Origin of the sequence: Castellaniella sp. FW104-7C03, from assembly GCF_040276085.1 — a bacterium.
In the GTDB taxonomy this organism is placed as follows: domain Bacteria; phylum Pseudomonadota; class Gammaproteobacteria; order Burkholderiales; family Burkholderiaceae_B; genus Castellaniella.
In genome coordinates, this window is the sequence record NZ_JBELOK010000001.1 from 269,939 (window position 1) to 283,235 (window position 13,297).

Genomic DNA, 13,297 nt, shown 5'->3' on the forward strand with positions numbered 1-13,297 from the left:
ATTCTCAAGTTACCAACTTTATTATCCGACGACAGCAGGCGTGCGGCCCAGGTCCGGTGCACGGCTCTGCGTCGGCGTACGGTTGCTGACCGGCGTGCGATTCTCGGCGGGCGCGTGGCTGCCTGCGGCGGGCCCCGCCGTCGGATGGCCGGCATCGTAGCGGCGCGCGGGGTCACGCTGAGCCGCGTCTTGCGCGTTGCGCTGCACTTGCGTGGCCGCCATGTGCTGCTGCGAAGCAAAGGCGCGCTGCTGCGCGGCGGTCTGGCGCATGGCCACGCCGCCCGTGCCGCCGTTGTAGCTCACGCGGTTATTGCTGTTGTGTATCACCGTCTTGTCCACGTACACGTTGTGCACGCTGCCCGTGTTCACGCGGGTGACGGCCGTGTTGTAGTAGAAGTGGTTGTCGCGCCAGCGCCCGCCGCTATAGCCCGTGCCAAAGTAGCCATAGCCGTAGTTGATGCCGCCATAGAAGCCGACATCATGGCCCCAGTAGCCGGGGTGCCAGTGATACTGGTTTGCTTCCCAGCCCCAGTAGCCCGGCGTCCACAACATCCCCACGGCGGGCGGCAGCACCCAGGCGCCCGGCACCCAGTAGAAAAACGCCTGCGGTGACCAGCTCCAATACCCCGGCGTCCACAGGTAGTCCGGCCCTGGGGCCGCCGGCTGATCGTAGACGGGCAAGGGCGGCGGCGGCGTTCCTATGGAAATATTCACGCCCAGGCTGATCTGGGCGCTGGCCACCAGCGGCACGCTCACTGCCGAAACTCCCAATGCGCTCGAGAGAACGAGCGCAGCCATCGTGCAAGGCCTCATGACAATCCCCTTATTCATTCTTTACCCAGCGCGGTTTCGCTCAGAGCGCCTCGGCCTCATGGCCTGCCACGACTCGCAAGGCGGCGAAATCACGGTTGTTGTGACTGCGCCCGCCCCCAAAGGTTCCTGTCAGCTGTAGCCAATTGAAACCAGGGCCGGCCGCACCGGGCCGCCCAAGCGCGCACGCCCCCGTGGCCAAGGCGGCCCGGTCACCAGACCCCATGGTGTTCCGGCACGTGGTTGATCAGGGGCAGGGAAAGCAGCAGCACGAGCCCCGAGGCGGCGCAAAACACGGCCTGCACGTATCCCGGATTGGCGGCTGCCGACAGCAGGGCCGTTGCCACGGAAATCGTCAAGATGGAGCCGGTTTGCAGCGAGGCCGAGCGCAGGGCCGCCAGCGTTGCCGAGTGCTCGGTGGCCAGCTGCAGGCCGGCATTGCGGCTGGCCGGGTTGATGATGCCCCCGCCCGCGCCCACCAGGAAGGCGGAAAGCGCAAGCCAGAAATACGGCGACAGGCTCCAGGGAGGCGGCAGCGCCAGCATGCCCATGCCCAGGGCAATGACCACGCTGCCGAAACGGATCGGCCGCCGGAACCCCGTGCGGCGCAGCGCAAACGCGGCCAGTACGGAAAACAAGATGGCCGCGGCGCCCTGCGCCACGAGCAAGGTGCCCGAGGACAAGGCGTCGATGCCGTAGCGATTGGTCGCATAGAGGGGGATCAGCGCCACAATACCGATCGAAATGCCGCCGAACAGGCTGTTGGCCAGGTTCACGGCGCCAAACCCCTCGCCGTAGATGAGCTTGGGCGCGATGAAGGGCACCGCCACGCGCCCCACATGGCGGACGAACCCGACCAGGGAGGCCAGGCAAACCAGCAGCGGCAGCCACACCTGCACCGAGAAGACGGGCACGCCGTCCTCGCCCAGGCTGCTGGCGGTCAGCATGCCGGCCAGCAGGCCCACGCCCATCAGCACCATGCCCAGCACATCCATGTGCACGTGCCGGGTGGCGGCCCCATCGCGATCGAAGGGAATGTGGTGAAACGCAAACAGCAGCACCAGAAGCCCCAGAGGCACGTTGACGAAAAAGACCCCGCGCCAGGTCCAGTACTTCACGAAAAGGCCGCCAAAAATGGGGCCGATCATGGCGCCAACCGGAAAGATGCTGCCAAAGAGGCTGACGGCGCGGTCGCGGGAGCTGCCAAAGTGGTTGACCACGATGCCCGTGGCCGAGGGCGTCAGCCCCGCGCCGCCCGCTGCCTGCAGGGCGCGCAAGACGATCAGCACATAGATGTTCTGCGCCAGGGCGCACAGCAGCGAGGTCGTGGTGAAGACGCACACGGCCACCAGGAAGACGCGCCGGTGCCCGTAGCGTTCGCTGAGCTTGCCGGTGACCGGCAGCATCAGGACGAAACCAAAGGAGTAGGCCGTCAAGGTCCAGCCCGCCCAGTTGATCGACGTGTCCAGGCCGCTTTGCAGGGCATGCAGCACGGTGGCGACGATGGTCGAGTCGATCGACATCATGAGCAGGGCCACGCTGATGATGGCAAAGACTTTCAGGCGTGGAACCGGTCCCTTCCGGGCGGGAGGCGTGAAGAGAGCAAGCATGCGAAGCCTGGTGAGGAACGGGACCGGACAAACCCGAGGGCCGTGTATCTGCCGCCACGATAACACCTGCGCGGCCCGATCCGCTGCGCCGCCCGCGACCCCGACGGCCCGGCAAGCGGGCGTTTGCCGCGAATCCCGGCCTAGACCGTGCCGCCCCGGCGCCGGCGCGGCTCCACCAGCGGCAGCCCGCTGGGGTCGGTGTCCTGGTAGTCGGGCACGTGCTCGCGCACATAGCGATGCAGCTCCCGAATGAGGCGCAAGGCCCCCTCGGGAGGGTCGTGGGCAATGGGCGAGACTACGCCAATGCGATACGGGATGTCGACCAGCAGCGGGCGCAGCGCAATGCCGTCGAGCACCGCCCCGCGCAGCGAGAAGGAATCGAGCAGGGCCACCCCCAGGCCCGCCCGCACCATGGCCAGCGCCGTGCGCTGGCTGCCCACCTCGATGTGGCGGCGGGCCGGGTCATCGGCCGAGCGCGACAAGCTGTGCGTGAGGTGATAGCGCATGCGATAGCGCCCCAGCAAGGTAACGATGTCGGTATCCCCCAGGTCCGCCAGAGCCACGGCCTCCTGGGCGACCAGGGGGTGCGTCACCGGCAAGGCCAGCTGGCAGGTGGCCCGCCCGCACCAGTGGACGTGAAAGGCCTCGTCGTCTATGGGCAGGTTGAGCAGGGCAAAGTCGGCCTGGCTTTCTACGATGGCAGCGGCCGTGGCCTCGTGCACGACCTCTTCCACGATGAAACGGCGATGGAACACCGGCGTGATGCGGTCGATTTCAGCTAGGGCCTCAGGCAGCAGCCCCTGCGCCAGATCGGCGGCAGCCAGGATTCTCAGCGGGCGCAGCTGGCCGCCATGCATGTCGCTGACCCGTGCTTCGAGCTGCTGCAGCTCGGCCAGAATGACGCGGGCATCCTGATAAAAAGTCGCCCCCTGCTGCGTCAGGGTAATGGCCGGACGGGTGCGTTCGAACAACACGAAGCCCAGCTCCTCTTCCAGATCGCTGATCTGGCGGCTGACCACGGGCTGCGAGCGGCGCAACAAGCGCCCCGCCGCCGTCACGCTGCCACTGGTCACCACCGCGTTCAACGCTTCCAGCTGTCGAATTTCCATGAGAGTTCCGTGTTCCAAGCCATACCGATGATACTTCTTGTTGCGTCTACCAACGGCTTTGCCGCGCCCATCCGGACAACCATTCGGGACAAGAGCCGCCATAATGGCAGCTTGAGAAAAGAACAGGAGTCCGCAATGGTCAGCACTCAACCCTACCTCAGCCTGCACGATGGACGGCGCACCCCGCAGCTGGGCTTTGGCACCTGGCAGCTCAGCCGCGCCGAGGCCGCGCCCGCCGTGGAGGCGGCCATCGCCGCGGGCTATCGCTCCATCGACACGGCGGCGGCCTACGGCAACGAGGTTGAAGTGGGCCTGGGCATTGCCAAAAGCGGTATTGCCCGTGAAGAGCTATTCGTCGCCACCAAGGTCTGGAACAACCGCCACGGGCACGACCTCACCAAGGCCGCCTGCGAGGAAAGCCTGGATCGCCTGCGGCTCGACTACGTTGACCTGTACCTGATCCACTGGCCCACCCCCAAGCAGCAACGCTACGTCGAGGCCTGGGAAGCCCTCATCCAGCTGCACGACGAGGGCCGCGCCAAGTCAATCGGCGTATGCAACTTCCAGACTCGCCACCTGCAGCGCCTGCTGGATGCCACGGGCGTGCTGCCCACGGTCAACCAGATCGAGCTGCATCCCCACTTCCAGCAGGCCGAGCTGCGCGCCTACCACGCCTTGCACGGCATCCAGACCGAAGCCTGGAGCCCGCTGGGACGCGGCCAGGCGCTGCAGGACCCCGTCATCCGCGAAATTGCCCACACCCATCAGGCCACGCCGGCCCAGGTCGTCTTGCGCTGGCACATTCAAATGGGCCACATGGTCATTCCAAAATCGGCGCACACCGCCCGGATCGAGGAAAACTTCAATGTATGGAACGTGTTCCTGGACGACGAAGCCATGGAGAAAATCGCCCAGCTGGACCGTGCCGACGGGCGTCTGGGCCCCAACCCCGATACGTTCAACATGATCACGGGGTGAGGCCCGGCCCCCTAGCCCAGCAAGTTGCGGATGGCGTACTGCAAAATGCCGCCATGGCGGTAGTAGTCGGCTTCGGTGTCGGTATCAATGCGCACCACCGCGTCGAACTCCACCGCGCCGGCCTTGACGTGCACGGTCTTGGGAATGCGGCCCTGATTCAGGGCTTCCACCCCCGTGATCTCGAAGGTCTCCTTGCCGCGAAAGCCCAGGGTTTCGGCGTTTTGCCCCTGCGGAAACTGCAGCGGCAACACCCCCATGCCGATCAGGTTCGAGCGGTGGATGCGTTCGTAGGATTGCGCAATCACCGCCTGCACCCCCAGCAAGATCGTGCCCTTGGCCGCCCAGTCCCGGGACGAGCCTGAACCGTATTCCTTGCCGGCCAGAATCACCAGCGGCGTGCCCGCCTTCAGGTAGTTCTCGGAGGCGGCAAACATGGTCTCGACGGGCGCGCCATCGCGCGTGAAGTCGCGCGTCCAGCCGCCCTCCGTTCCCGGGGCAATCTGGTTGCGCAGCCGCACATTGGCAAAGGTCCCCCGGATCATGACCTCGTGGTTGCCGCGGCGCGACCCATAAGAGTTGTAATCGCGCGGCTCGACGCCCTTGGCATCGAGGTACAGCGCCGCCGGCGAGCCCTTGGCGATCGTGCCCGCCGGACTGATGTGGTCCGTGGTCACGGAATCGCCCAGCAAGGCCAGCACGCGGGCGCCGTGGATGTCCTTGACCGGGTCCGGATCGCGGCGCATGCCGTCGAAGTACGGCGGGTTGCGCACGTAGGTGGAAGCCTCTTCCCAGCCGTAGAGGCTGCCTTCCGGCGTGGGCAGGTTTTTCCAGTTGGCGCCGCCGTCGAACACGTTCGAATAGCCCTTCTTGAACATGTCGGGCGAGATCGAGGACTGGATGACGGCCTGGACCTCGGCCGAGCTGGGCCAGATGTCGTGCAGGAACACGTCCTTGCCCTGCGGGTCTTGCCCCAGCGGCGTGTGCAGCAGGTCAAGGTCCATGGAGCCGGCCAGCGCATACGCCACCACCAGCGGCGGCGACATGAGGTAATTCATCTTCACTTCGGCGTGAATGCGGCCCTCGAAGTTGCGGTTGCCCGAGAGCACGGACGCCACCGCCAGGTCGTTGGCCCGCACGGCCGCGCTGACTTCAGGAATGAGCGGGCCCGAGTTGCCGATGCACGTGGTACAGCCATACCCCACCAGGTTGAAGCCCAGCTGGTCCATGTAGGGGTTCAGGCCGGCCTTGGCGTAGTAATCGGTGACCACGCGCGATCCCGGAGCCAGGCTGGTCTTCACCCAGGGCTTGCTGCGCAAGCCCCGCTCGACCGCCTTCTTGGCCAGCAGGCCGGCGGCAATCATCACCGCCGGGTTGGACGTGTTGGTGCAAGACGTGATGGCCGCGATGACCACGGCCCCATGATCGAGCGTGCACTCGGTGCCATCGGCCAGGCGCACCTTGGCCGGGTTGGACTTGGGCGAACCCGGCAGCGCGGCCAGCGACTTGGCAAACGCCGGCTTGGCGGCGGACAGCGCAATCCGGTCCTGGGGGCGCTTGGGCCCGGCAATCGAGGGCTCGACCGTACCCAGGTCCAGCTCCAGGCGCTCTGAATACTGCGGCTCATGCTGGGGGTCATGCCACAGGCCCTGCGCCTTGGCATACGTCTCGACCAGCCGGACCTGCTCTTCCGGGCGCCCGGTCAGGCGCATGTAGCTGAGCGTTTCCTCATCCACCGGGAAAATGGAAATGGTGGAGCCATATTCGGGGCTCATGTTGCCGATGGTGGCGCGATTGGCCAGGGGCACGGCCGCCACGCCAGGGCCGTAGAATTCCACGAACTTGCCCACCACTCCATGCTTGCGCAGCATCTCGGTGATGGTCAGTACCAGGTCGGTGGCCGTCGTGCCTTCGGGCAGGCTGCCTTTCAGCTTGAAGCCCACGACGCGGGGAATCAGCATGGAGATAGGCTGGCCCAGCATGGCGGCCTCGGCCTCGATGCCGCCCACCCCCCAGGCCACCACGCCCAGGCCATTGACCATGGGGGTGTGGGAATCGGTGCCCACACAGGTGTCCGGATAGGCCTCGGTCACCCCGTCGACCGTACGCGTGAACACGCCCCGCGCCAGATGCTCGAGGTTGACCTGGTGCACGATGCCGGTGTCGGGGGGCACGACGCGGAAGTTGTCGAACGCGGTCTGGCCCCAGCGCAGGAACTTGTAGCGCTCGAGGTTGCGGCGATATTCGATTTCCTGATTGCGCTTGAACGAGGCGTTGTGGCCAAAATCCTCCACGATGACCGAGTGGTCGATCACCAGTTCCACGGGGGCTTGCGGGTTGATGCGTTCAGGCTCGCCGCCCAGCGCCTTCATGGCATCGCGCATGGCGGCCAGGTCCACCAGGGCAGGCACGCCCGTGAAGTCTTGCAGCACCACCCGTGCCGGCGTGAACGCAATTTCCCGGCTGGGTTGGGCATTGGGGTCCCAGGAAGCCAGCGCGCGCACGTCATCGGCGCTCACCGAGCCGCTGCCCTCGGTACGCAGCAGGTTCTCGAGCAGCACCTTCAGGCCATACGGCAAACGGCTGGGGTCCAGGCCCTGCTTCTTCAAAGCGTCCAGCCGATAGATGCGGTAGGACTTCCCTCCCACATCCAGATTCGCGCGCGCGCCAAAACTATTGGGATGATCCATTGCAAGCCTCCGAGAAATTCGTGCTGCGTGCTCATCGCATGCCCCGCGCCGGAGGCGGAGTGGACAAGACACGGGCGTCCGCGGACGCCATTGAGCCAATATTACACGCAAAGCGCCCCTCTGCTGCAGGCTTACCCGTCCCGGCAAGGGGGTCGTCCGGCGCCCGAGGCGGGTGCGGCGCCCCGCCGTGCCAGGTCGGCAACGACCGGACGCGGCATAGGGTTAAGGCCGGTTTGCGCGCGCCGGCCCCCTACACTGAGCTGTCTCCCTGTGACGGATACTCATCATGGCATTTCCCGCATTCTTTCTACAAGCGCCCCGGATCGTGATGTACGACCCGCTGGCGGAACTGCTTGGCGCCTCGGACGATGGCCTGCTCGAATATGGCTACGAAGACGCCGTGCGCCTGGCCGGGCACTCCTGCCCGACCGTGGCGGGCGCCTGGCTCATGGCCGTGCACGCGCTGCGTGCGCTCTACCCCGATCGCCACCCCGAACGCGGCGCCATTCACGTCTCGTTTCCCGAGGCGGCCGACCAAGGCGTCACCGGCGTCATGGCCAACGTGTTCAGCCTGGTGACCGGTGCGACGGCCGATACCGGCTTCAAGGGACTGGCCGGCGAATACGACCGCCGCAACCTGATGCACTTCAACTGCGACATGAGCGGGGAAGTGGGCTTCCAGCGCGCCGACACGGGGGCCGGCGTCACGCTGACCTATAGCGCGCGCGCCATCGCCTCGTCGGTCAAGACGATGCCGCTGCTGCAAATGGTGCTCTCGGGGCGGGCCAGCACGGCCCAGCGCCAGGAATTCACCCAGCTCTGGCAAGACCGGGTGCGCCGCATCCTCGAAGCCCACGAGCAGCCCGGCCTCATCACCCTGGAGGCGACGTCGACGGGCGTCACCGCCTGAGTCGGCGGGCCGGGCCGGCGCCCGGCGCGGCGTCCAAGGTGCTATGCTGCGTTCGCCCTGTTCGAGAGCGAATTCGCCCGCCATGGAACATCTGAACGACGCCCTGTTTCTCTGGATCAACGCCAGCCACCCGACGGCCGGCGCGCTGTGGATCGGCCGGCTGTGCGCCAACGCGCTGGTCTACCTGTTTCCCCTCTACCTGGTCCTGAGCTGGCTGCGGGCCGACGAAGACGGGCGCAACGCCCTGCTGCAAGCCGTGGCGGCCGCCATCATCGCGCTCATCCTGTCCTGGGCCATCTCGAAGGTCTGGTTTCACCCCCGGCCCTTCGTCGTGGGCATCGGCCACACCTACCTGAGCCACAAGCCCACGGCCTCGCTGCCCAGCAACCACCTGAGCTTCATCTGGGCGCTCTGCATGGGCCTGGCCCTGCACCGCGTGCGCCGGCGCACGGCGCTGATTCTGGCGCTGATCGGCCTGCCCGTGGCCTGGGCGCGCATCTACATGGGCGTGCACTTTCCGCTGGACATGGTTGCCGCGGCCATCACGGCCATCGCCGCCGGGCTGATCAGCCTGCCGCTGCGCCACCACGTCGTGCCGGAGGTGCGCCGCACCCTCGAGCCGTTGTACCGTGCGCTGTTTGCCGGCCCCATTCGCAAGGGCTGGTTTCGCAGCTAGCCCCGGCGGCTAGCCTGAGCGGGGGCGGACGTAGCGGGCTTTCAAGACCCACAGCAGGCGCACCCCCAGCAGCAGGGCCAGCACCCAGGCATAGAGATGCGGCTCGAAGAAGTTGTTCTTCCCCGCCCGCATCCAGTCGAAATGCCAGACCGACAGAATCGCCGCGGGATAGACCAGCCAATGCAGGCGCGTCCACCAGCGCCCCAGCCGGCGCATCCAGCCATGGGTCGAGGTCACGGCCAGCGGCACCAGGCACACGACGGCCAGGGCGCCGATGCCGATGAAGTCGCGCTGCCAGAGATCGTGCCACATCGAGGACCACACGCCGCCGCGATCCCAGAGGCCCCAGGCAATCACGTGCAGCACGGTATAGAAAAAGGCATACAGGCCCAGCTTGCGGCGGTGGCGCAGCAGGCCGCCCCAGCCGCTGAGGCGGCGAATGGGGGTCACCAGCAGCACCGCCCACAACATCACCAGCGCCCAGGTGCCTGAAGACCAGGTCAGAAATTCCTGCGGATTGGCGGTGAGCCCGCCATCGAAGCCCAGCACGATCCAGCGCGCCAGCGGAAACAGGCCAAAGCCGTGCACGGCCAGCCCCAGCAGGAACGCGCCAGTGGCGGCCCTGGCACGCGCAGCGCCAGGAGGGGACTGCGCACCCCGGCGCGTGGACTTGGCACGCGCGGGCGCCGGCGCAGAACTGGCCGCCCCCGACTCTTTCCGTCCATCGAGCACCGTCATGGCAAACCCTCCTAGGCCACGCCTATCCAAAAGACCACACTCCCACTGTATACGAAGCCGGGCCGCATGGGATGCACAGGCCGGATTCCGGGCGCGCCCGGCCGCTTGCGCACGGCGCCGGCCACGCGCGCGATAGAACGCACGGCAGCCAAGGCTACGGCGCACCCCCGCGCCCATCCGTGCAAGACCGCCGGGATTTGGAGGACAATGACTCATGACCGCAAGCCGCCGGACCCACGCGCCTCTTCACCTTGCCTCTGCCAGGAAGCCTGACCATGCTTGAGCTCTATTCCTATTTTCGCAGCTCCGCCGCCTACCGCGTGCGCATTGCCCTGGGCCTCAAGGGCCTGGACTACGCCCTCATGCCCGTGCACCTGCTCAAGCACGGCGGCGAGCAGCACCTGCCCGCCTACCGCCACCTGAATCCCACGCAGCTCGTACCCACCCTGGTGGACCAGGGCGCCATACTCAGCCAGTCGCTGGCCATCATGGAGTACCTGGACGAGGTCTACGCGCCGGCCATCCTGCTGCCCAGCGCGCCTGTCGAGCGCGCCCGCGTGCGCTCGATCGCCCTGCAGGTGGCCTGTGACATCCACCCGCTGAACAATCTGCGCGTGTTGCGCTGGCTGGCGCACCAGCTGCAGGTCGATCAAACCGCCCGCGACGCCTGGTACCGACACTGGGTGATCCTGGGTTTCGAGGCGCTGGAAGCCCAGCTGCAGTCTCCCGCCACGGGCCTGTGCTGCCACGGCGACACGCCCGGCCTGGCCGATTGCTGCCTCATCCCCCAGGTGTACAACGCCCACCGCCTGGCGGTGGACATGGCCCCCTTCCCGCGCATCCAGCGCATTGCCGACCACTGCAACACGCTGCCCGCCTTCCAGGCGGCACAGCCCGAGGCCCAGGCCGACGCGGCCTGAACCAGGGGAACACCTCGCCGTTTCCCGCATGACGCGCGGCGCCCGCCGCCCCGCGCCATCGCTCCCATCACATCCCCCGTCATTTCCCCCATTCCCGGAGACGGCCGCCGCCGGCGCCGTACAGGAAGACCCTAGTATTGACAGCGCAAATCCAGTCGCTCAAAATACCCCCGAACAATTGTAGTACCATTTTGGTAGATCCAATTTGGTAGCATGATTCGGGCAGGCGTTCCGCTGCTCAACGCACGCGCAGCATGAACACGCTTCGGTGGCCGGCAGCCCGTCGGTCCTCCACGGCAAACTTCCATCCCCTTCGAGCATTCGAGGACAGACATGGCAAAAGTAACCGTCGACAAACTCTGCAAGTCTTACGACGGGTCGGGCAGCGCCGCCTCCGCCGTGCAGGATTTTTCGATAGAGATCCAAGACGGCGAATTGATCGTGCTCGTCGGGCCCTCGGGCTGCGGCAAATCCACCAGCCTGAGGATGCTGGCGGGCCTGGAAAGCGTGACCTCCGGCACGATCACCATTGGCGACCAGGACGTCACGCACCTGCCGCCCAAGGACCGCAACATTGCCATGGTCTTTCAAAACTACGCGCTCTACCCGCAAAAAACCGTTTATGAAAACCTGGCCTTCGGTCTCTACATCCGGGGCGAGAAGGCGGCGGAGATAGAAAAGCGGGTGCTGGAAGTCGCCAAAAGCCTGGATCTACAGGAACTGCTGAAGCGGCGCCCGCGCCAGCTATCGGGCGGCCAGCGGCAACGCGTGGCGCTGGGGCGCGCGCTGATCCGCAATCCGGCGTGCTTCCTGCTCGACGAACCCTTGTCGAACCTGGACGCCAAGCTGCGCGTCAAGATGCGCGAGGAAATCAGCGCCCTGCATGCCCGCCTCAAGGCCACCATGATCTATGTCACCCACGACCAGGTCGAGGCCATGACCCTGGGCGACAGAATCGTCGTCATGAGGGGCGGCATCGTGCAGCAAATCGGCAAGCCCCTGACCCTGTACGACGAACCCGCCAGCCTGTTCGTGGCCACCTTCATCGGGTCACCCGAGATGAATTTGATCCCCTGCACGCTCTCGGAAAAGGACGGCAGGCTGACCGCGCAAGGCGGTGCGCTGTCCATCGAGGTCCCGGCGGATTCATTCGCGCACATCGAACCGGAAGCGACTCTGGGCATACGCCCCGAGCACATCGTCCGCTCCGAGCGGCCCGACGCCGCGGAATTGGCCGTTTCTTTAGTAGAACAACTGGGCTCGCAAACCTACCTCTTAGGAGACCTGCACAACGCTCGAATACGGGCGGTATTTCCCCGAGACGACACGATCAGGCCAGGCGACAAGGTCCGCATAGAGATCCCCGGCCACAAGATCCACCTCTTCTCGGGCAAGACGGGCAAGACGTTGAAACGCACAGAACGAAAAATCAATTGATCCATTTTTCAGGAGACTGAGCCATGTCAGCACAGCACGCCAACAAACCGCAGTCGGGAACGAGCCGGCGCGGATTCCTCAAAGCCTCGACCACCAGCATTCTACTGGGCGCCTCGGGATCGCTGGCCGCCCCCTTCGTCAGCGCCAAGTCCAAGACCACTTTGCGCATATTGAATAACGAGACCTCGGCCGCCAGCCAAAAGGTCTGGAAAGAAGCCTCGGCGGAATATGAAAAGAAGTTCGGAATAAAAACAACCATAGATTCGGCTTCCATCAGCTCGGCCTACCCGAAGGTGCTGGCCGCCGCCAAATCGGGAAATATGTACGACATCTCGACGCAGAGCTACGTGGCGGACCTGCTGTCCTACGTCGATGCCGGCATGCTGGTTCCCCTGACGGACATGATCAAGACCCACAGCTGGGGCCGATTCGGCCCCTGGCAATACAAGGGGGAAAACTGGTTCTACCCCTACGACTACAACCTGGTCACCATGTATTACCGCAAGGACCTGTACGAGCAGCACCATTTGAGTGTGCCCAACACCTGGAACCAGCTGCTCGAGAACTGCAAGACCCTGGCGACCTACAAAGACGGTCAAATCGACCGTGGCGGCTGCGTCCTCCCCCTGCAAAGCGACACGGTGACCAACTGGGCCAGCCTGGGCTGCCTGCTGGCACAAGTGCCCAAGTTCTACAACGACAAGTGGGAAGTCACGCTGGACCAGGGCGACGATGGCAAGAGCGCCGCGGCGTTCCTGGACCTGTACGCGGAACTGTTCAAGGTCATGCCGGCGGGCATGAATACCGCGGGCTACGGCGAGCTGATGAACCTGTTCGTCACCGAGCGGACGGCCCACTCGGTCTACTCGGGGCGTCTGGTGGAATCCATCGAGCGCAACAACCCCTCTTTGGCGGGCCGATTCGGCATCTTTGCGCTGCCCGACATCAAGGGCGAGCGGCAGGCGCTGCCCTATTCCGCCGACGGTTTCCTGGTGTTCAAGACCAAGCAAAGCGAGGAAGCCACCAAGTTCCTGAAATGGTTCATCGACAACTATTACATTGATTGGCTGCATTCCGCCTGGATGAATTTCCAGCCCGTGCGCCTGGACATCTACGAGGACAAGCGCTGGAAAGACTTCCCGCCCATCAAGAAATACTGGGACATCATGGCGCAGATGAAGTCCTACATCGAACCCGATAACAAGACGCTGATCACCTCCGTGGATACCAGCGGGCCCACGCTGGGATTGCCGCCTTGCAAAGTGTTCCTGGCCAACGTCATGCCCGAAATGCTGCAAGACAAGGTGCTGAAGCAGAAGAGCTCCGCGGAATGCGTGAGCACCGCCGCGGACAAGATGAGAAAGCTGAGCTGACTGCGAAAACCGAGCTGACGCGCCAACGAAAAAGAGAAAAGGGGCCACC

General features: G+C 65.3%; 12 protein-coding genes. 6 read left to right on the forward strand and 6 right to left on the reverse strand.

Annotated features, from left to right (window positions below):
- Positions 1-21: 21 nt before the first annotated feature.
- From ABS758_RS01205 to ABS758_RS01220, 4 genes are all read right to left on the reverse strand, one after another.
- On the reverse strand, positions 22-798 hold the full coding sequence (locus ABS758_RS01205; protein WP_350379908.1) for a YXWGXW repeat-containing protein: 777 nt from the start codon (positions 796-798) through the stop codon (positions 22-24).
- Positions 799-853: 55 nt separating this feature from the next.
- Entirely contained in the window at positions 854-1,036 is a 183-nt protein-coding gene (locus ABS758_RS01210) for a hypothetical protein (RefSeq protein ID WP_350379911.1), read from the reverse strand.
- Entirely contained in the window at positions 1,023-2,420 is a 1,398-nt protein-coding gene (locus tag ABS758_RS01215) for an MFS transporter (RefSeq protein ID WP_350379913.1), read from the reverse strand. The genes ABS758_RS01210 and ABS758_RS01215 overlap by 14 nt, the downstream gene beginning before the upstream one ends.
- 140 nt (positions 2,421-2,560) lie before the next feature.
- Positions 2,561-3,631, reverse strand: a complete 1,071-nt coding sequence (locus ABS758_RS01220; RefSeq protein WP_350379915.1) for a LysR family transcriptional regulator — start codon at positions 3,629-3,631, stop codon at positions 2,561-2,563.
- 33 nt (positions 3,632-3,664) lie between these two features.
- On the opposite strand from ABS758_RS01220, the gene ABS758_RS01225 reads away from it, so the two are divergent.
- On the forward strand, positions 3,665-4,507 hold the full coding sequence (locus tag ABS758_RS01225; RefSeq protein ID WP_350379917.1) for an aldo/keto reductase: 843 nt from the start codon (positions 3,665-3,667) through the stop codon (positions 4,505-4,507).
- An 11-nt stretch (positions 4,508-4,518) separates the two neighbouring features.
- Here ABS758_RS01225 and acnA read toward each other — a convergent pair whose 3' ends face one another.
- The gene (gene acnA / locus ABS758_RS01230; RefSeq protein WP_350379920.1) at positions 4,519-7,194 is read right to left on the reverse strand and encodes an aconitate hydratase AcnA; all 2,676 of its coding nucleotides are present in this window, start codon (positions 7,192-7,194) and stop codon (positions 4,519-4,521) included.
- Positions 7,195-7,480: 286 nt separating this feature from the next.
- Between acnA and ABS758_RS01235 the strand changes: the two genes are divergently transcribed.
- Positions 7,481-8,104, forward strand: a complete 624-nt coding sequence (locus tag ABS758_RS01235; protein ID WP_350379922.1) for an FmdE family protein — start codon at positions 7,481-7,483, stop codon at positions 8,102-8,104.
- A gap of 82 nt (positions 8,105-8,186) precedes the next feature.
- Entirely contained in the window at positions 8,187-8,780 is a 594-nt protein-coding gene (locus tag ABS758_RS01240; RefSeq protein ID WP_350379925.1) for a phosphatase PAP2 family protein, read from the forward strand.
- 9 nt (positions 8,781-8,789) lie between these two features.
- Here the strand turns inward: ABS758_RS01240 and msrQ are convergent, their stop codons facing one another.
- Positions 8,790-9,548 (reverse strand): protein-methionine-sulfoxide reductase heme-binding subunit MsrQ, encoded by a 759-nt coding sequence (gene msrQ / locus ABS758_RS01245; RefSeq protein WP_350379928.1) that lies wholly within the window; start codon positions 9,546-9,548, stop codon positions 8,790-8,792.
- Positions 9,549-9,793: 245 nt separating this feature from the next.
- Between msrQ and maiA the strand changes: the two genes are divergently transcribed.
- From maiA to ABS758_RS01260, 3 genes are all read left to right on the forward strand, one after another.
- Positions 9,794-10,438 (forward strand): maleylacetoacetate isomerase, encoded by a 645-nt coding sequence (gene maiA / locus ABS758_RS01250; RefSeq protein ID WP_350380228.1) that lies wholly within the window; start codon positions 9,794-9,796, stop codon positions 10,436-10,438.
- A 333-nt stretch (positions 10,439-10,771) separates the two neighbouring features.
- On the forward strand, positions 10,772-11,875 hold the full coding sequence (locus ABS758_RS01255; RefSeq protein WP_350379931.1) for an ABC transporter ATP-binding protein: 1,104 nt from the start codon (positions 10,772-10,774) through the stop codon (positions 11,873-11,875).
- Positions 11,876-11,898: 23 nt separating this feature from the next.
- Positions 11,899-13,248 (forward strand): ABC transporter substrate-binding protein, encoded by a 1,350-nt coding sequence (locus ABS758_RS01260; RefSeq protein WP_350379933.1) that lies wholly within the window; start codon positions 11,899-11,901, stop codon positions 13,246-13,248.
- Positions 13,249-13,297: the final 49 nt, after the last annotated feature.

Bases quoted from the DNA above. Each gene is read 5' to 3' on its own strand.
- ABS758_RS01235 (WP_350379922.1), top strand. From the start codon at position 7,481: ATGGCATTTCCCGCATTCTTTCTACAAGCGCCCCGGATCGTGATGTAC.
- ABS758_RS01260 (WP_350379933.1), top strand. From the start codon at position 11,899: ATGTCAGCACAGCACGCCAACAAACCGCAGTCGGGAACGAGCCGGCGC.
- ABS758_RS01225 (WP_350379917.1), top strand. From the start codon at position 3,665: ATGGTCAGCACTCAACCCTACCTCAGCCTGCACGATGGACGGCGCACC.
- maiA (WP_350380228.1), top strand. From the start codon at position 9,794: ATGCTTGAGCTCTATTCCTATTTTCGCAGCTCCGCCGCCTACCGCGTG.
- ABS758_RS01255 (WP_350379931.1), top strand. From the start codon at position 10,772: ATGGCAAAAGTAACCGTCGACAAACTCTGCAAGTCTTACGACGGGTCG.
- ABS758_RS01240 (WP_350379925.1), top strand. From the start codon at position 8,187: ATGGAACATCTGAACGACGCCCTGTTTCTCTGGATCAACGCCAGCCAC.
- ABS758_RS01205 (WP_350379908.1), bottom strand. From the start codon at position 798: ATGGCTGCGCTCGTTCTCTCGAGCGCATTGGGAGTTTCGGCAGTGAGC.
- ABS758_RS01220 (WP_350379915.1), bottom strand. From the start codon at position 3,631: ATGGCGGCTCTTGTCCCGAATGGTTGTCCGGATGGGCGCGGCAAAGCC.
- acnA (WP_350379920.1), bottom strand. From the start codon at position 7,194: ATGGATCATCCCAATAGTTTTGGCGCGCGCGCGAATCTGGATGTGGGA.
- ABS758_RS01210 (WP_350379911.1), bottom strand. From the start codon at position 1,036: ATGGGGTCTGGTGACCGGGCCGCCTTGGCCACGGGGGCGTGCGCGCTT.
- ABS758_RS01215 (WP_350379913.1), bottom strand. From the start codon at position 2,420: ATGCTTGCTCTCTTCACGCCTCCCGCCCGGAAGGGACCGGTTCCACGC.